This is a genomic window from Cupriavidus pauculus (assembly GCF_002858765.1).
GTDB lineage: Bacteria > Pseudomonadota > Gammaproteobacteria > Burkholderiales > Burkholderiaceae > Cupriavidus > Cupriavidus pauculus_B.
Map to the genome: position 1 here is coordinate 170,881 of NZ_PJRP01000010.1, position 15,843 is coordinate 186,723.

The window sequence follows — 15,843 nt, forward strand, 5'->3', positions numbered from 1 at the left end:
TTAATAGAGGCCTTGGTACTGCTGGCGGGCGACTACTTGGTGTTTTTGGTATTTGAGCGGTAGATTCGTAGCTCGAATCAAATCGTCAATCGTGTTGACCCCGCCAGCGGACAATTCCTCCGCAGCCTTCGCACCAACACCATCAACCAGTTGCACAGGGCCCTTGAGTATGTACGGCCCTCCGATCTGCAATAGCTTGTGTTGATAGACCTGCGGGGACAAGCCAGCCATCTGACCTGTGGGCGATTTCTGGGCCTGCCAATCGGTCGAGTCAATCCAGCCGAATCGCAACAGCGTCAGCGTCCGGCCGTAGAAGTTGACTGTGATGTAGAAACCAGACTTGTCTTTCTTCGCTGCGTCAGCGTTCTCCAGCACTTGCCCATAGCTGCGGTTCCCATAGATTTTGTAGCCCAACTGCCCCGATGCCTTCATCTCTACCGACATCATTTCGTCGGTCAAGCAGTGCAGGTCTTTTTCCGAGCCGACACCACCGCGCCAAGCGCCTGGTAGCCGCACAGCCAGTTCTTTGGCAAACAGCTTTTCAAACATGTAGCCGATCACGGTCGCCGGTGGATCAATATCGGCAAGCGGGAAGCCTATGTTGGCGTCTCCAACCCAAGTGTTCCAAAGGCGCGACCATGACAGCAAAGCGGCGTCAAGAATTAGGTCGCGTGTGAGCGGGTGTTGTTCGACAATGTTCCGCGTGATCTGAGCCCACTGATCCACATGGGCTCCTTGGTAAGGGGATGCCATCTCAGAATCGTCTTGTTGTTTGTAGACTTGAGATTGTCTCAAACAACGAGCGCCGATGAAACTCCCACCTACAGAGGGTTACGCTGGGCTTACGCACAGCACCCAGGGCCTAGTTGGCCGCCCGAAAACAGCAGCGATTTGCCGCCCGGACGGAGTAATTCAGGGTTTGCCGTACCTTGTAGACTGCACTGTTGCTGACGTTGACATCAGCAACGGCTTGGCCGATTCTTAGCACGTCACACAACGCAAATAGGGGTCAGTTATGGGTGAATGGTCGGAATACTTCGAGGACTTCCCGGAGGAGAACTCCGCGAACTACGTTAATGGCAGGTTCGACCCGAAAGGCGCCGAGGCACTGAGAACGGCAGAAGCCAAGCGCAGGCAGGACCAGGCCAACCTAGACGCGGAAATCCGCGCAATCGTCCAGAAGCACCGCCCACCCGCTGCTGACAAGAAATAGCGAACAACTAGGCCGCGGGCTGTGCTGCCCGTACCTTAGCCACGGCCCTGTGGTGATCGCGGCCCCAGCCGCCCGCTATCGCCCCGCAGCCGCACAAGCGACAACGGGTGCCGCATGGCACCCGCTGAAGGCAGCATCGGCAGCGCATGGACTGCCCTGCTGCTGGGTCCGTTGAATTAACGAGCGACGGTTTCCTACGGCTCGACTGCGTCAGTGCCGCCTCAAAAGGCACTGACGTTTCTCAGTTCATTCTCCACCGACCGCTATGCCGTGCATAAACGCACTCAGCTTGTACCGGTGCGTCACGTCGTTGTGGTTAGCGACGGGAGGCGGCTCGGGTAAGCGCTCTTGACCACACAGCCGCGCGAGGTACTCCGTCGCTTCGGCTTCCCACTCATCGACGCCCATCATGGGCGGCCATTCACCGCGCGGACGGTTCACGCTGCGGGCCTGCTCAACCCGATCAAGCCGCCGCAATGTGGTCAGACTGAGTCGCGCGCGCATTATCGAATCTTTGGCAGTGAAGCGGTTATCCGCAGCAAGGCGAGGTCATGTGCCCGCTGCTCCTGACGCGCCTCCATTTGCTCGAAAAATAAATTGACGAGGCGTGTACGATCTCTCGCGGTCAGCCCGCGCTCGTCCTTGGGCTCCGCCTTGTGGTCATTTTCATTTCGCGTCATTGCATTTTCCTTGGCGGGATGTACCCGATGGACTGGAGCAGATGTGCAGCCTGCATACGAACAGCTGGGTCGTCGCAATCACGGATCGCCTCATAGCAGCCTTGAACGATCACCGCGTAGGTGGTCGCCATCTCCTCCACGTCGATGGCGCCACCGCCTTTTCTGACCACACGAGCCTGCTGCGCAGTAATCGGGCTCAAGGTCGCGTGGGGCGCAAATGCAGGGTTGCTGTCCGTTGCGTCGAACTCTTCAATGAGCCTGTGCACGAGCACGCGTGCCGCCGCCATGCTCTTCTTCAGCGAGCCATGGTTCACCACATAGTTATGGACATCGAACACCAGGTGCACGGCCACAGCGCCGGGTACGCTCGGCATAGCGTGGATACGGCGGTCGCGCTGCACACGCCTGTACTCAGCACTGTCAAAGGAAACGAAACGCGTCATCGCTTTCCCTCCAGCGCTACGAGCCGCGCCTCAAGCTCATCAATCTGACGAACTCCAGCGAGCGCAGAAATCGATTCGATGATCTGCTTGCCCATGTCCGGCGCAACGTGGCCGTCAGCTATGGCCTGCAATACCTGCTCGACCTGCTGCGTAAGCGGTGCCTGCGCATCGAACGAGAAGGTGACGCGCTCGGCCTGAGCCTTCAACGCAGGGGCGACGCGTGACAACACAAGCGACGCGGCCTGAATATCACCATCAAGCGCGGCGTCGATTACCACACGTGCGATGGAGGGAGCGTCATCAGCCAGCGCCTGGGTCACCCGCATTCGCTTGTCGATGACGCCCTTAGGACGACCGAAAGGGTTCGGGCTAGCACCGCCCTTCTTCCAATCTGGATTTCCGCGCGACTTGCCAACTGGTGTGCTCATGATGCCAACATCCATTGATCAAATGACCGCCAGGTTATTGCTGCGGAAGAGCGAACGCGGCCTTGGACTTGTTCGCCGCCTGTCGTGCAGCGCTGACCTTCGCCCACGACCCACCGATTGCCCTCTCCAGCTCGCCGTGTACCAGCGGGCCGCGCTGCTCAAGCAGCTCCTTTGCCTTCGTCATAATCGCGAGGCGTGCGGACAGGTCCGGATTGGCCTTGCTGTGGTAAGCGCGTGTGTGGACTTGCTTCTCCACTTCCGTCAGTCCAGACAGGTACGACGGAGCGCCAAGCACAGCAGTAATGGTCTGGGTGTCGCCCGCCTTCAACGCGTCGTTCATGAAGGAAGCGCGCTCTCCTTGCTTCATCGCTTTCACGTGAGCCCTGATTTCTGCCGCCACAGGAGCGGCCGCAGCCTGCTGGACCGGCGCAGTGAGTTTGGACTCGTGGTCGCGCACAGCAAGCGTCAACCGTGCAACGGCTCCGTCGAACTTGCGGAATAGCTTCTCCGACTGCTTTTCCGCGAAGTCCCCCATTGCGAGCAGCTTCGCGGTATCAGTCATGGTCGGATCGTCCGCAACCGCACGGCGCGCATCGTGGATGGCGGCCAGCGTCTTGTAGGTCTCGTCGAATGTATTGCGTGCTTCGACAACGAAGGCCATGTGCTGCTCGTAGCCATCGACCGCTTCGATGACGGATGGGTGGAGGGATGGGGTGACGTCAGCGTTGATCTGGTCCATGTTGAATCTCCTGTTAAAAGGGTACGTGCTTACCATGGGCTAACGTTACGATTGAAAACTGCTGAAAGCAGCTTGATCCGCGTTGTTTTTCACTTGTAAAACAGCAAACAACATATTTGTTGTTCGAGCTTTCGTCGACCGTTTCCAACACTCCACGAAAGTCGTTGCCGGCCTTCGGAGAAGCGTCATAGCGTTACCCCGTCCTCAATGACCACAGGGAGCAACGACATGACGACCAAGACCTACACAAAGCGCGAGAACGCGAAGCGTGCTGCAATTGCAGCAGGCGTTCCCGCCGAAGTGGTGCAAATCACGGTTCACAAGAACGGTGACGAGGTGCGCTTCGGCTGGAAGACCAAAGAAGCACCAGTAAATGGGCCGCACAAGGGCGCGCAGGGTGCTACCAGTACCCCAGCGGCGACCGCTACCCGATCGCGGCCCGTAGCAGCACCTGCCGCCGCGCAGCGCGAAGAGCGCAACGGGGTCAAGCGCCCACGCGCAGGCGGCCTCTGTGCGCAGGTATGGGACTGGCTGGACGCCCACCCCACAGCGACGGTCAAGGAGGTCAAGGCTGCCGCACCCGCGCAAGGCTGGAACGAGAACAATGTCTCCTGCGAGTTCTATGCGTGGCGCAAGTTCAGCGCGCCGGTGAAGGGAGTGGCAGCATGAATACCAACATTGTTCCCGCTACCTCTGGCCAGCGCGCAGTAGACGTTTGGGTAAGCCATGCCACCGGCAGAATCGAGGTGTCCCATCGGGTGACAGCAATCGTCGCCTGGGAGATCGCTTACAGCTCGCGCACGGAAGCATTGCAAGCAAAGCCAATTGTTCACGACCAGCGCGGCGTACTCGGAGTCTTGTCGGGCACGGACTCCGTACAAGCAAATGGCTGCGACTTCCCGTCGATCCCTCAGTTTGTCCAACATGTCATTGAACTTCACCGAATCGACAGCACAACCGGCCCGCAGTGGTTCATTTCGACCTGACCACAGCGTGGCCCACCACCCCCCCCCCATTTTCCCAAGAGACTGCCGCTATGGTGTGTGGACCTATGCCCGAGCAGCTTGGTGCGTTTCCCTATAAGGGCTAACGCAGCAACGCACCAAAACGTGCGTTGCATGCAGCCCTAACTCTTGCGGCGTTTAACGCAGCACAACGCCCCAAAAACGCAGCGACGCACCGATCCCAATCATGCCGGTGTAACTGCGACAATTGCGCGCAAATACGCGTGCGCACCGCCTCGCTGCCCTGTGGTCATCGGGCGCACCTCTTCCACCCGACCTTCGGCCTTCAACCACGCGATTGCATTGCGAAGGCTCTTCTGCGCAATGCCGTGGTCAAGGGCTTCCAATGACCTACCGGTCGGCCTGCGACCTGCATCGACCTCATCCTTGATGATCTGCCACACTCTGTCCGCTACCGCCGCAATAGCCGAACTGCTCTTGCCCGAAGGTTCAAATCGCGTGAACAGGTGCCCGACGCGCTTAATGTAAATGGGCGGCTGTGGAGGTGCGTGACTAATCTTGGGCCGCGCGAGTGTAAGCGCGCTTTCGCCTTCAGCCAGCGCGTCGCCCGTAATGGAAAGCCACTCCTGCGCATCCATGGCCTTTAGCACATGGACCATGCGGCTGCCGTCTGCGAACGCGCTGCCACCGCGACCCGCATATTGATCGGTCGCTTTATCGCGGGCACTCTGTTTGCCAGTGTGGTGAATGAACATTACGGCGCATTTCAGAGCGTTGCGTATGCGTCTGCCTGCCTCGATAAGCCCTTGTTCAGCATCGTTGACCCTGCTCTCGCCAACACCGAAGGACACCGCTGGGTCGATGAATACAACGGCGGGATGCAACTCCGAAGCTGCCCGGATGAATCTTTCAACGTTCTTGCCGGGCACCACCACATCCCTTTCCACTGCGGTCAGTTTAAAGCCGTGGCCCGACACGTCGGCAATGACGACCGACTGGCGAATTGCTTCAATCTCGGTCTGGCTGAGCTGCATCTGGGAGGCAATTGTGCGCAGCCGTGCGACTAGCATATCTCGGCTATCTTCCGCCGTGAAAATGACGACCGGACCCGCGTTCTCGACTGGGTGACCGAAGAGTTCGAGCCCAAGCACAATGTGAATCGCTTCGTACAGCATGAGAGTCGTCTTGCCGGTGCCACCGGGCGCCACGAAGATGCCGACATCCTCATAGAGAAACTTGTCGACAACGCAGTTTGGCGTGAGTCGTGCGTGAGACCATTCCTCCTCGCTGATTGCAGGGGGCAAGGTGAACGCGGTTACTCGGTCTGCCTCATGCGCAATCTTCTTGATGAATGCATCCGTAAACACCGCTGCCACTTTCTCAACAGCGGATGGCGGGGGGCTGTCCCAGAACAGACCCAGAGCGGGATTGGCAGTGGGCGCCTGCTGGGCGGCTGGGGCCGTTTGTGCGGGGTGGCCGGTGTTGGGGTAGTTGCTGGCGCCGATCGCGGCCTGTGCCGACTGCTGTGCGCTTGGCTCCTGCGAAGCCTGATAGCCCGGAGGTGTGGTCACCGTGGGTACAATGTTCCCTGTCATAGGTATTCCTTCTGAGCGGCAAGGTGTGCGAACCATGCCGCTTTTTTGTCGACTGAGTTACGCTGGGCTTGCACGCATGCCTGTGGGAAGCGCGCTTCCGGTGGCTGCATTGGGTCTGTGAGGTGACGACCAGCTCTTTGTGTGTTTGGCGGTCGTTAGACGGACGCGAGCTGTCCTGGCTGCTGGCTGGTGCTGGTGCGTGTTTGTGCATCGAGCCAAGCGAGAACGTCAGCTTCGGCATAGCGCACGGCTCGACCGATCTTGCGGTAGACCGGCCCTTTTCCTTGGGTGCGCCAGATTTCGAGGGTGTTACTACGAAGGCCGAGCAGTTCGGCGGTCTGCATATTGGTGAGCAGCTTCATGGTGTGGTCTCAATGGACCCACCGTGCGCACAAATGAAAATGGGCAGCACGGAGGAACAGCAAGCACCGTATTTCTCAGTGCTGGTTCCGCCGTCTGCCCTTGCAGACTCTTTCGTTGACCACTGGGGTCGCGCCCCGAAGGGCGATTCGCCTACCTTGGCAAGACCAAGACTCAGCGAAGAAGCGAAGTTAGTTGCTGCAACTTTACACTGATCTTTGCAGCTCTAGCAACACCTGATGCTTGCACGCTACAGCCTCCCATCACGCGCGCAACGCCACCACGTTTGCCCCTGTGGCCACGGCATCAGCAACCCTACCCTGCTCGACGATCCAGTCCGCAATGCGCTGCACCTCAGGCAGCAGATATTGCAGGTGCGACGTTTCGAGGTAGTGACGAGCAGTGACACCGCGCGGAACGTGGTTCGTCAGCAGTTCGATCTTGTGCAAGTCGATACCGCAGACCGCCACGCCGATTGTTGTGAAGGTGCGCCGCAGGTCGTGGGGTGACAAGTGGGTGCCCGCCACCTCGGCAACCTTCTTCATCGTGTCGCGCGGGTCTTTGAGATGCCCGCTCTTACCCCAAGACGTGAACACGTAGGGACTGCCATTAACGCGCTGCCGTGTGGTCAGCAAGTCCACCGCCTGCTTCGACAGCGGCAGCCATACGGGGTTGCTGTTCTTCGGGTCGGGAATGTGCCACCAGCCTTCTTCGAGATTGACGCGATCCCACGTGAGCGCCGACGCCTCGCCAATGCGCGCGCCAGTCAGCATCAGGAACATGACAAGGTCGATACTCGCCAGCGTGTCACGGTTGTAAGCGGAGTCACGGGATTGGGAGAGCAGTGACCACACCGCCCCGACCTTGCCGTCAGGGATTCGCCGCGTGCGGGGCTTGAGTGGCGCCCACTTCTTGTAGAGCACATCGACAGGGTTGTCCGTCAGCACAGCGGAACCGTCAGGCTTACGATACTCGCGGATGGCGTAGTTGATCAGCGCACGCAGGATCGAGAAGGCCTGATTGGCCTGTGCCGGCGCAGGGCCGTCACCGCGCAAACCCTTGGTCTTGACCTCGTTGAAGCGCTTCGTGACCGCCTCCCGCGTGACCGATGCAATTGGCTTCTTCAGCCATGCATCGAACGTTGTGGTTACATGCCGCTCAATCTCGCCCTTACTGCTTTCCTTCAGTGGACGGTCGCGGAGGTAGGCATCGGCCACATCGCGCAGCGTCACCTTTGCGACTGCTTCCTCCTTTGCTACCTCACGCGGATCAGTCCCCAGACGCATGCTGCGGAGGTGCTCCCGCGCAACCTCCCGCGCCTGATCGACTGTGAACACGCCGTGCGGGCCGATGGTGATGCGTGCGGACTTCCCGTGTATCCGGCCCTGGACGATGTAGGTGACCTTCCCCGCAGCCGTACAGCGCAGGCCGAACCCCTTGGTTTCACTACACCAGTGCAAGTCGTAGCCGGTTGCTGGAGGCACCAGCTTGTCAACGAAGGACTTCGTAAGCCTTGCCATTCTTGTTCTCCCTAGACGCGTCGTAAGCATGTGGTAAGCGGTCTAGGTAAAGCTACGACAACCTACGCCAAACGCGCAACGGCATTATGCCATTGATTCACAAGGGAATATCTGGCTTACTCGGTCCTGAGAAAGCAGCGTAAAGCTAACCTACGAGTTACTTGAAAACTGCCGATGGGGTGACCCATCCGTGAGTTCGAATCTCACCGCTTCCGCCAGAACAAATGAAAAATGCCGCAGCACCGCTCCGATCTGGAGTTAGTGCTGCGGCATTTTTTTTGGCCGCCCGGAGGCGGCCAAATCAGTCCACTCAGTCCGATTGATACTTCGGCGAACGCGGGCCGTACAGTAGGCCGTTGGGCTTCCCGGCCGACAGCAGGCGCAGGCTGGCCGTCTCGGCCACCTTGTAGGTGGCGTCGAACGCATGGTTCATGGCCTGGGCGATGGCAGCGCCGATCAGCGCGCCGATCAGGCCGCCACCTGCGTTGCCCGAACTCTCGTTCGTTGCCGTGGCCGTGCCGCTCCACAGTTCATTGCCCGTCTTCAGGTCCACCAGCTTCGCGCCGGCCGTGACCTTCGTCACGCTGCTCAGCACCTGGTATTGCGAACCGTAGCTGCTCACCGTCACATAGAGCGCCGCGTCTGCGCCGAAGATTTCGCGCAGCTTGGGCGTCGGCACCGTGTGGATGTCGCCGGGGGTGGTCAGGCCGTTCTGACGGAACGTCTCGTCGACCAGGGCCACGGGCAGCACGTAGTAGCCAGCTTCGGCCAGCGGCACCGTGGCTTGCGACAACATGCCGTACGTCGCCTTGACATCGGGCGACTCATTGAGCGGCGGCAGCACGACGATCGACCGCGGGCGCGCCTGCTTGTACGCGGAATAGTCGATCTGCTTCTGGGTGGCGCAGCCGGCGAACAGCATGGCGGCGCCGAGGGTGGCGATATAGGTCAGAATGCGACGCATTATTTGGTGCTCCCTGCAGTGACGTCAGACTTGGCCGCGGCCGTGGTTTCCGGCTTGGCCTGCGGGGCGGCGGCGCCCACTTCCTTGCGCGCGTCGGTCTTCACGTTGCGCAGCAGGAAGTCCATGTACGGCGTCGATTCCGGGAACAGCGTCTTTTCGGTCTGGAATTCCTTGACCATCTGATCGCCCTTGCCCACGTCCAGGTAGAGCATGCCAAGCTGGGCGTGATAGCCCGGCGGCACCACGCCACCCTTGGCCTTGATCTTCTGCAGGCCGCCTTCGAGCGCGGTGATCTGCGCTTCCTTCGACTCGCCCTTGAAGTACTCGTAGACCTGGGCCTGATAGCCCTCCCACTGGTACATCGGTTGCGGACCCGCACAACCGGCCAGCAAGCCGGCCGCCGACAAAAACGCCACATTGCGTAGCGTGACCCATTGCTTCATGGTTTTTCTCGCTTCTATTGGTAAAGACTTACTGCTGAACGGGCTTCCAGGCACCGCTTTCGATCGCGCTCACCAGGTTGTTCACAGCCTCGCGCATGGCCAGGTCCATCACCTTGCCGTTGAGCGTCGAATCGTAGCTAGCCGTTCCGCCAAAACCGATCACCTCGCGGTTCGACAACTTGTATTCCCCCGCGCCTTGCGTGGAATAGACAAGTTCCGAGGTGGTGATGTTGACGATGTTCAGGTTCACCTTGGCATACGCCACCTGCTCGCGGCCACGGCCCAGGATGCCGAACAGCTGCACGTCGCCCACTTCCTTGCGGCCGAACTCGGTGATATCGCCGGTCACCACGAAATCGGCGCCCTTGAGCTTCTGGGCCCGGTTCTTGATCATGGCCTCGCGCTTGATCTCGTCGAGGTTTTCACGCTCCAGCACGTTGAAGCGGTTGGTCTGCTGCAGATGGGTCACCAGGCTGGTCTTGGCCTGGCCGCTCAGGCGGTCGATGCCGTCTGAGAACACGCCGCGCATGTAGTTGGAGCGATTGTCGAACTTGCCCACGGCGATGGGGGTGCGCACGCCGTTGAACGGGCGGCTTGCGCTTTCCACCTTCTGCACCTGCAGCACGGTCGACGTTTCGGTCGCGCAGCCGGCCAGGCCCATGGCGGCCACGATGCCGGCCAGGCAGCAGCTCTTCAGATTCCTCACTTCAATTTCTCCAGGTAGCGTCAAAGGTCGGCGATTTGCCGACTCGGCAAAATGGACCAGCGGCCCAAATTCATCAATAGCAAAAGGGCGAAATTTTACTGACGCAGATCAAATTTGTCAGATTCTCGGCGTGCCATTGGCCTATTAGTGCCCAAATCGTTATCGGAAATGTCCCGCGATTGTTTAGGCCGGCGCCGGCACTCCCCCACTTCAGTCGGGATTCGGGCGAGCCCGCAGCCAGCAATCGGGCGCCAAAAGAAAAACCCCGCCATGCAGGCGGGGCCAATGTCCAACGACTTCCGTGGAGGAAATCGGTATTGCCAAGCCGCACGAGGGCGGCCGGCGCCGTTATTCGGCAGTGATCTTGCCTTGCTCGATCACGGTCTTCCAGCGCTTGAGTTCCTGGTTCTCGAACTCGGCAAACTGTTCTGGCGTATTGGCGACTACTTCAAAGCCCTGCTCGCTGAGCTTCTTCTGCATGCCTGGGTCCTTGAGCGCGCCGACGATGGCGCCATGCAGGCGGGTCTTGACGTCAGCCGGCAGCCCCTTGGGCGCGGCCACGCCCTGCCATGAATACACGTCCACGTCCTTGACGCCGCCCTCGACCATGGTCTGCACGTTCGGCAGCACCGACGACCGCTTGTCGGACGTCACGGCCAACGCCTTCAGCTTGCCCGTGCGGATGTGCTGCAGCACCGCGTTGATGTTCTGGAACGATACGTCCACCTGACCCGCCAGCAGGTCGGAAATGGCCGGGGCGCCGCCCTTGTAGGGCACGTGCAGGCCTTCGGTACCGCTCTTCTGCCAGAACAGCGCGGCGGTCAGGTGATCGGACGAACCGGCACCCGAGCTGGCAAACGACACCTTGCCAGGGTTCTTCTTCATGTAGGCCACCAGTTCCTGCAGCGACTTGGCCGGAAAGTTCGGATTGGCCACCAGCACGTTCGGCGCGCGCACCGCCACCGTCAGCAGGTCGAAATCCTTGGCCGGGTCGTACTGCAGGTTCTTCTGCAGGAACGGATTCACCGCAAAAACGCCAATCGAGGCCACCAGCATCGTGTACCCATCGGCCGGCGCACGCTTGACGAAGGTGGCACCGATGGCGCCGGTGGCGCCCGGGCGGTTATCCACCACGAACGGCTGGCCGAGCTTCTCGTTGAGCGGCTGGGCCAGCAGGCGCGCGATGGTATCGGTGGACCCGCCGGCCGGGAACGGCACCACGACCGAGACCGCCCGTTGCGGCCAGGCCGTGCCCGATGCCATGGCGGCGCCGCTGACCGTGATACCGGTCGCCAGCGCAACGGCCACGCCGGCAAGGCGGCGCAGCCACGTGGAAGCAAAAGCCGCGCGCGGGGCGGCCGTGAAGGTGTGATTCATGTTGTTGTCTCCTGCTTTGAACGAAAGCTGTCCTGCTTCCTTGAATGGCGAGGCGGCGGGGCGCCGGTCAGCGCACCATGCAAGGCATCTTGTTGTTGAACTTCCAGTTGGGGATCAGGAACTGCATGGCGATGGCGTCGTCGCGCGCGCCCAGGCCCTTTTCCTGATAGAGGCGGTGGGCACGCGCCAGCGCGTCCATGTCCAGTTCCACGCCCAGACCCGGCGTCTTGGGCACCTGTACCAGGCCGCCTTCGATCTTCAGCGGGTTGCGCGTCAGGTGCTCGCCGTCCTGCCAGATCCAGTGCGTATCGATCGCGGTGACGCGCCCCGGCGCGGCGGCGGCCACGTGCGTGAACATCGCCAGCGAGATATCAAAGTGGTTGTTCGAGTGCGAACCCCACGTCAGGCCCCATTCCGAGCACATCTGCGCCACGCGCACCGACCCCTGCATGGTCCAGAAGTGCGGATCGGCCAGCGGAATATCCACCGACTGCAAGCGCACCGCGTGGCCCATCTGGCGCCAGTCGGTGGCCACCATGTTGGTGGCGGTCGGCAGGCCGGTGGCAGCTCGGAATTCGGCCATGATCTCGCGGCCCGAATAGCCGTCTTCAGCACCGCAGGGGTCCTCGGCGTAGGCCAGGATGCCGTGCTTGTCGCGGCACAGGCGGATGGCGTCCTTCAGCAGCCAGCCGCCGTTCGGGTCCAGCGTGACGCGCGCCTTCGGAAAGCGCTCGTGCAGCGCGATGATGGCCTCCATCTCCTCGTCGCCGCTCAGCACGCCGCCCTTGAGCTTGAAGTCGTTGAAGCCGTAGCGCTCGTAGGCGGCTTCGGCCAGGCGCACCACCCCTTGTGCGTCCATCGCCACTTCATTGCGGACGCGGAACCATGCGTTGTCGGCGCCCGGCTCGGTACGGTAATCGAGCGTGGTCTTCTTGCGATCGCCTACGTAGAACAGGTAGCCCAGCATTTCCACGGCATCGCGTTGCTGACCTTCACCCAGCAGCGCCGCCACGGGCACCTGCAGGTGCTTGCCCAGCAAGTCCAGCAACGCGGCTTCGAGCGCGGTGACGGCGTGGATGGTGATGCGCAGGTCGAACGTCTGCAGGCCACGGCCGCCGGCATCGCGATTGGCAAACTGTTCGCGCACTTTGTTCAGGATGGCCAGGTACTGGCCGATGCCCTGGCCCACCACCAGCGGACGGGCGTCTTCCAGCGTCTGGCGGATGCTCTCGCCGCCGGGCACCTCGCCCACGCCCACGTTGCCGGCGCTGTCCTTCAGGATGACGATGTTGCGGGTGAAGTAAGGGCCATGTGCGCCCGACAGGTTCATCAGCATGCTGTCGTGGCCCGCCACGGGCACCACGGTCAGCTCGGTCACGACGGGCGTCGCGTGCGATTGGCCCATGGCCTGGGAAGTTGCGTTCATGTGGATGGTCTCCGAATCCTGATGTTTAGGCCGCCGGGGTCGCGCTCGCCGTCCATGTGTGCGGAAATGCGCCCTGCTGTCTGCTGCTCATACTCTAATATATTAGTCGACCTGTACGATGACGCTGTCGTGCTGCCACAACGATTCCACGGCTGCAAGTTCCTGTGCGTTATCGGTCGTCGTATGACTTATGACGCAGTATAATGAGCGCGTACCTGCGCGGTCAACATTGCCGCCGTCAGGGTCATCCCCACAATGGTTCCAACACCTGCCCGCCCATGTCCAACGCTTCGATGACTTCGCCCGCTCCCCTGCGCCGCCGTGGCCGCACGCTTGCTGAAGAAGTGGTCGGCAACCTGACCGAGAGCATCCAGCAAGGCCAGCTCAAGCCGGGCGACAAGCTGCCGACCGAATCCGAGATCATGGCCACGCTTGGCGTGAGCCGCACCGTGGTGCGTGAAGCGCTATCGCGCCTGCAGGCCAGCGGCCTGGTGGAAACGCGCCACGGCATCGGTACCTTCGTGCTGAATCGCCCCATCGAGACCCACTCGCCGTTCCGTATCGATCCGTCCGCGATGGTCACGGCCATGGACGTGCTGGCGATGCTCGAATTCCGCGTCAGCCTGGAAGCCGAGGCTGCCAGCCTGGCCGCCACGCGCCGCAGCGACGACCAGCTGCGTGCCATCCGCCGTGCGCTCGACGACATGAAGCGCAACGCCGCCGAAGGCAGCGACGCCGTGGGCTCGGACTTCGAGTTCCACCTGTCGATCGCCCGCGCCACCGGCAACCGCTATTTCACCGACATCATGGGCCACCTCGGCACCATGGTGATTCCGCGCAGCCGGCTCCAGGTGAGCCAGCCCGAGCGCGAGCAATATCTGGAGCGCGTGAATTTCGAGCACGAGAGCATTTTCGATGCGATCGAGCGACGTGATCCCGAAGCCGCCAAGGCGGCCATGCGCATGCACCTGACCAACAGCCGCGAACGCCTGCGCAAGGCGTCGGCGGCGGCCGGATCGCCGGCCTGAGCCCCATGCATCGCCTGACCGTTTCCCGGGCGGGCGATGCGGTTGCGAGCCGCCCCGCGATGTCATATGATGTCTTACGACGAGTTGCTTAGCGACAATTCCGGGGCGAGACGCACTGCTGCAGCAATTTCATGACAGCCACCCTTGGCTGCCTTTGCCTTGCGTGACGGTGTTCTGGCCGTCCTTTCCCAAATTTCCCGCAGGACCCAAGATCATGACGATGACTGGCGAAATGCTGATCGGCGCCTCCGCCGTTCGCGGCACCGAAACCACCTTTTACGGCATCAATCCGGCCACGGGCGAGAGCCTGGAACCCGCGTACCAGGGCAGCACCGCAGCCGATGTGGACCGTGCCTGCGCGCTGGCCGAAGCCGCGTTCGACACCTATCGCGCCACTTCCCCCGAGCAACGCGCCACGTTCCTGGAATCGATCGCCGCCGGCCTGGAGGCCCTGGGCGACGAGCTGATCCAGCGCGCGCACCTGGAAACCGCCCTGCCGATCGCCCGCCTGCAAGGCGAGCGCGGCCGCACCGCCGGCCAGCTGCGTCTGTTCGCACGCGTGCTGCGCGATGGCCGCTGGCAAGACGCCACGCTCGACAGCGCCCTGCCCGAGCGCACCCCGCCGCGCCCCGACCTGCGCATGCAGCGCATCGCCGTCGGCCCGGTGGCCGTATTTGGCGCCAGCAACTTCCCGCTGGCCTTCTCGGTGGCCGGTGGCGACACCGCCTCCGCGCTGGCCGCTGGCTGCCCGGTCGTCGCCAAGGCGCACCCGGCACACCCCGGCACGTCCGAGCTGGTGGGTCGCGTGATTCAGAAGGCCGTGGCCGATGCCGGCCTGCCCGAAGGCGTGTTCTCGCTGGTGCAAGGCGTGGGCAACGCCATCGGCACGTCGCTGGTGGCCCATCCGGTCATCCAGGCCGTGGGCTTCACGGGCTCGCGCGCCGGTGGCCTGGCGCTGATGAACGTGGCCAACAGCCGCCCGGTGCCGATCCCTGTCTACGCCGAAATGAGCAGCATCAACCCGGTGTACCTGCTGCCCGAGGCACTGGCTGCCCGCGGCGAGCAGATCGCCCGTGACCTGGTCGATTCGCTGGTGATGGGCGTGGGCCAGTTCTGCACCAACCCGGGCCTGCTGCTGGCCATCGAAGGCCCGGCCCTGGAGAAATTCCGCGCCACTGCGCATGGCGCGCTGACCGGCAAGCCGGCCGCCACCATGCTGACGCCGGGCATCCACGCCGCATTCGAGCGTGGCGTGGCACAGCTGTCGGAAATCTCCGGCCTGACCCGCGCTGCCTGCGGCGTCGACGCCACCGGCCCGAACCAGGCTCGCCCGGTATTCTTCGAGACGTCGGCAGACAAGTTCGTGGCCGACCACCGCATGCACGCCGAAGTGTTCGGCCCGTCGACGGTGCTGGTGGTCTGCAAGGACGCCGACGCGCTGGTGGACGTCACCCGCATCCTCGAAGGCCAACTGACCGCCACGGTGCAAGCCGATGCCGGCGACCAGGCCGTGGCCGCCAAGCTGCTGCCGGCGCTGGAGCGCAAGGTGGGCCGTATCCTGTTCAACGGCTTCCCGACCGGCGTCGAAGTGTGCTTCGCGATGGTTCACGGCGGTCCGTTCCCGGCCACGTCGGACACGCGCACCACGTCGGTGGGCACCACGGCGCTGGACCGCTTCCTGCGCCCGGTCTGCTATCAGAACTTCCCGGCCGCGCTGCTGCCGGAGGCGCTGAAGGACGGCAACCCGCTGAACGTGTGGCGCCTGAAGGACGGCGAGCTCGGCCACGCCTGATCTCCCGGTTCCTGCCCAATGAAAAACGGCCACGATGTGGCCGTTTTTTTATGGTCTCGCGCAGCTGGCGCCTACTCTCTCGCTCAACCCCTCTCCCGCACAGCGTGAGCCCGAGCAAGCCGCGAGGTTGCGAGGCGCCCCCGGTGTTCGCCCCGCCTCTCCCG

At 62.2% G+C, this 15,843-nt stretch carries 19 protein-coding genes; 5 read left to right on the forward strand and 14 right to left on the reverse strand.

Annotation, left to right across the window (positions count from 1 at the left end):
• Complete coding sequence (locus CYJ10_RS20800; RefSeq protein WP_101683349.1) at positions 1 to 753, reverse strand: ScaI family restriction endonuclease; 753 nt, start codon at positions 751 to 753, stop codon at positions 1 to 3.
• 262 nt (positions 754 to 1,015) lie between these two features.
• On the opposite strand from CYJ10_RS20800, the gene CYJ10_RS20805 reads away from it, so the two are divergent.
• The gene (locus CYJ10_RS20805; protein ID WP_101683350.1) at positions 1,016 to 1,213 is read left to right on the forward strand and encodes a hypothetical protein; all 198 of its coding nucleotides are present in this window, start codon (positions 1,016 to 1,018) and stop codon (positions 1,211 to 1,213) included.
• A 246-nt stretch (positions 1,214 to 1,459) separates the two neighbouring features.
• Here the strand turns inward: CYJ10_RS20805 and CYJ10_RS20810 are convergent, their stop codons facing one another.
• From CYJ10_RS20810 to CYJ10_RS20825, 5 genes are read right to left on the reverse strand one after another with little or no spacing between them, the layout of a single operon-like run.
• On the reverse strand, positions 1,460 to 1,717 hold the full coding sequence (locus CYJ10_RS20810; RefSeq protein ID WP_101683351.1) for a hypothetical protein: 258 nt from the start codon (positions 1,715 to 1,717) through the stop codon (positions 1,460 to 1,462).
• A complete protein-coding gene (locus tag CYJ10_RS34210; protein ID WP_180863003.1) occupies positions 1,717 to 1,893 on the reverse strand; it encodes a hypothetical protein in 177 nt (58 codons plus the stop codon). The genes CYJ10_RS20810 and CYJ10_RS34210 overlap by 1 nt, the downstream gene beginning before the upstream one ends.
• Positions 1,890 to 2,336 (reverse strand): hypothetical protein, encoded by a 447-nt coding sequence (locus CYJ10_RS20815; protein ID WP_101683352.1) that lies wholly within the window; start codon positions 2,334 to 2,336, stop codon positions 1,890 to 1,892. Before CYJ10_RS20815 ends, CYJ10_RS34210 begins: the two co-directional genes overlap by 4 nt.
• A complete protein-coding gene (locus CYJ10_RS20820; RefSeq protein WP_101683419.1) occupies positions 2,333 to 2,764 on the reverse strand; it encodes a DUF5681 domain-containing protein in 432 nt (143 codons plus the stop codon). Before CYJ10_RS20820 ends, CYJ10_RS20815 begins: the two co-directional genes overlap by 4 nt.
• Positions 2,765 to 2,798: 34 nt before the next feature.
• Positions 2,799 to 3,503 carry a hypothetical protein gene (locus CYJ10_RS20825; protein ID WP_101683353.1) on the reverse strand — a complete coding sequence of 235 codons (705 nt, stop codon included), beginning with the start codon at positions 3,501 to 3,503 and terminating at the stop codon, positions 2,799 to 2,801.
• Positions 3,504 to 3,731: 228 nt separating this feature from the next.
• Between CYJ10_RS20825 and CYJ10_RS20830 the strand changes: the two genes are divergently transcribed.
• Positions 3,732 to 4,172, forward strand: coding sequence for a hypothetical protein (locus CYJ10_RS20830; protein ID WP_101683420.1), 441 nt, complete (start codon positions 3,732 to 3,734; stop codon positions 4,170 to 4,172).
• Positions 4,169 to 4,489 carry a hypothetical protein gene (locus CYJ10_RS33835; RefSeq protein ID WP_146002083.1) on the forward strand — a complete coding sequence of 107 codons (321 nt, stop codon included), beginning with the start codon at positions 4,169 to 4,171 and terminating at the stop codon, positions 4,487 to 4,489. Before CYJ10_RS20830 ends, CYJ10_RS33835 begins: the two co-directional genes overlap by 4 nt.
• Positions 4,490 to 4,692: 203 nt before the next feature.
• Here the strand turns inward: CYJ10_RS33835 and CYJ10_RS20835 are convergent, their stop codons facing one another.
• From CYJ10_RS20835 to gudD, 8 genes are all read right to left on the reverse strand, one after another.
• Positions 4,693 to 6,063: an AAA family ATPase gene (locus CYJ10_RS20835; protein ID WP_101683354.1), complete on the reverse strand. Its 1,371-nt coding sequence runs from the start codon at positions 6,061 to 6,063 to the stop codon at positions 4,693 to 4,695.
• A 155-nt stretch (positions 6,064 to 6,218) separates the two neighbouring features.
• On the reverse strand, positions 6,219 to 6,425 hold the full coding sequence (locus CYJ10_RS20840) for a helix-turn-helix transcriptional regulator (protein ID WP_101683355.1): 207 nt from the start codon (positions 6,423 to 6,425) through the stop codon (positions 6,219 to 6,221).
• Between the two features lie 261 nt (positions 6,426 to 6,686).
• The gene (locus tag CYJ10_RS20845) at positions 6,687 to 7,943 is read right to left on the reverse strand and encodes a tyrosine-type recombinase/integrase (RefSeq protein WP_101683356.1); all 1,257 of its coding nucleotides are present in this window, start codon (positions 7,941 to 7,943) and stop codon (positions 6,687 to 6,689) included.
• Positions 7,944 to 8,253: 310 nt separating this feature from the next.
• Positions 8,254 to 8,910 carry a DUF799 domain-containing protein gene (locus tag CYJ10_RS20850; RefSeq protein ID WP_374703287.1) on the reverse strand — a complete coding sequence of 219 codons (657 nt, stop codon included), beginning with the start codon at positions 8,908 to 8,910 and terminating at the stop codon, positions 8,254 to 8,256.
• Positions 8,907 to 9,350 (reverse strand): DUF4810 domain-containing protein, encoded by a 444-nt coding sequence (locus tag CYJ10_RS20855; protein ID WP_101683358.1) that lies wholly within the window; start codon positions 9,348 to 9,350, stop codon positions 8,907 to 8,909. Before CYJ10_RS20855 ends, CYJ10_RS20850 begins: the two co-directional genes overlap by 4 nt.
• A gap of 28 nt (positions 9,351 to 9,378) precedes the next feature.
• Positions 9,379 to 10,011, reverse strand: a complete 633-nt coding sequence (locus CYJ10_RS20860; RefSeq protein WP_101683421.1) for a CsgG/HfaB family protein — start codon at positions 10,009 to 10,011, stop codon at positions 9,379 to 9,381.
• Positions 10,012 to 10,404: 393 nt separating this feature from the next.
• Positions 10,405 to 11,433, reverse strand: a complete 1,029-nt coding sequence (locus tag CYJ10_RS20865) for a Bug family tripartite tricarboxylate transporter substrate binding protein (protein ID WP_101683359.1) — start codon at positions 11,431 to 11,433, stop codon at positions 10,405 to 10,407.
• 67 nt (positions 11,434 to 11,500) lie between these two features.
• Positions 11,501 to 12,859, reverse strand: coding sequence for a glucarate dehydratase (gudD, locus tag CYJ10_RS20870; protein WP_101683360.1), 1,359 nt, complete (start codon positions 12,857 to 12,859; stop codon positions 11,501 to 11,503).
• Positions 12,860 to 13,137: 278 nt separating this feature from the next.
• Between gudD and CYJ10_RS20875 the strand changes: the two genes are divergently transcribed.
• Together CYJ10_RS20875 and CYJ10_RS20880 are read left to right on the forward strand one after the other, a co-directional pair.
• Entirely contained in the window at positions 13,138 to 13,887 is a 750-nt protein-coding gene (locus CYJ10_RS20875; RefSeq protein ID WP_101683361.1) for a FadR/GntR family transcriptional regulator, read from the forward strand.
• Between the two features lie 214 nt (positions 13,888 to 14,101).
• Positions 14,102 to 15,679: an aldehyde dehydrogenase (NADP(+)) gene (locus CYJ10_RS20880; RefSeq protein ID WP_101683422.1), complete on the forward strand. Its 1,578-nt coding sequence runs from the start codon at positions 14,102 to 14,104 to the stop codon at positions 15,677 to 15,679.
• The last annotated feature ends 164 nt before the right edge of the window (positions 15,680 to 15,843 follow it).

Excerpts from the sequence above, each read along its gene's own strand:
- CYJ10_RS20800 (WP_101683349.1), bottom strand. The coding sequence starts at position 753 with ATGGCATCCCCTTACCAAGGAGCCCATGTGGATCAGTGGGCTCAGATC.
- CYJ10_RS20805 (WP_101683350.1), top strand. The coding sequence starts at position 1,016 with ATGGGTGAATGGTCGGAATACTTCGAGGACTTCCCGGAGGAGAACTCC.
- CYJ10_RS20810 (WP_101683351.1), bottom strand. The coding sequence starts at position 1,717 with ATGCGCGCGCGACTCAGTCTGACCACATTGCGGCGGCTTGATCGGGTT.
- CYJ10_RS34210 (WP_180863003.1), bottom strand. The coding sequence starts at position 1,893 with ATGACGCGAAATGAAAATGACCACAAGGCGGAGCCCAAGGACGAGCGC.
- CYJ10_RS20815 (WP_101683352.1), bottom strand. The coding sequence starts at position 2,336 with ATGACGCGTTTCGTTTCCTTTGACAGTGCTGAGTACAGGCGTGTGCAG.
- CYJ10_RS20820 (WP_101683419.1), bottom strand. The coding sequence starts at position 2,764 with ATGAGCACACCAGTTGGCAAGTCGCGCGGAAATCCAGATTGGAAGAAG.
- CYJ10_RS20825 (WP_101683353.1), bottom strand. The coding sequence starts at position 3,503 with ATGGACCAGATCAACGCTGACGTCACCCCATCCCTCCACCCATCCGTC.
- CYJ10_RS20830 (WP_101683420.1), top strand. The coding sequence starts at position 3,732 with ATGACGACCAAGACCTACACAAAGCGCGAGAACGCGAAGCGTGCTGCA.
- CYJ10_RS33835 (WP_146002083.1), top strand. The coding sequence starts at position 4,169 with ATGAATACCAACATTGTTCCCGCTACCTCTGGCCAGCGCGCAGTAGAC.
- CYJ10_RS20835 (WP_101683354.1), bottom strand. The coding sequence starts at position 6,063 with ATGACAGGGAACATTGTACCCACGGTGACCACACCTCCGGGCTATCAG.
- CYJ10_RS20840 (WP_101683355.1), bottom strand. The coding sequence starts at position 6,425 with ATGAAGCTGCTCACCAATATGCAGACCGCCGAACTGCTCGGCCTTCGT.
- CYJ10_RS20845 (WP_101683356.1), bottom strand. The coding sequence starts at position 7,943 with ATGGCAAGGCTTACGAAGTCCTTCGTTGACAAGCTGGTGCCTCCAGCA.
- CYJ10_RS20855 (WP_101683358.1), bottom strand. The coding sequence starts at position 9,350 with ATGAAGCAATGGGTCACGCTACGCAATGTGGCGTTTTTGTCGGCGGCC.
- CYJ10_RS20860 (WP_101683421.1), bottom strand. The coding sequence starts at position 10,011 with ATGGGCCTGGCCGGCTGCGCGACCGAAACGTCGACCGTGCTGCAGGTG.
- CYJ10_RS20865 (WP_101683359.1), bottom strand. The coding sequence starts at position 11,433 with ATGAATCACACCTTCACGGCCGCCCCGCGCGCGGCTTTTGCTTCCACG.
- gudD (WP_101683360.1), bottom strand. The coding sequence starts at position 12,859 with ATGAACGCAACTTCCCAGGCCATGGGCCAATCGCACGCGACGCCCGTC.
- CYJ10_RS20875 (WP_101683361.1), top strand. The coding sequence starts at position 13,138 with ATGTCCAACGCTTCGATGACTTCGCCCGCTCCCCTGCGCCGCCGTGGC.
- CYJ10_RS20880 (WP_101683422.1), top strand. The coding sequence starts at position 14,102 with ATGACGATGACTGGCGAAATGCTGATCGGCGCCTCCGCCGTTCGCGGC.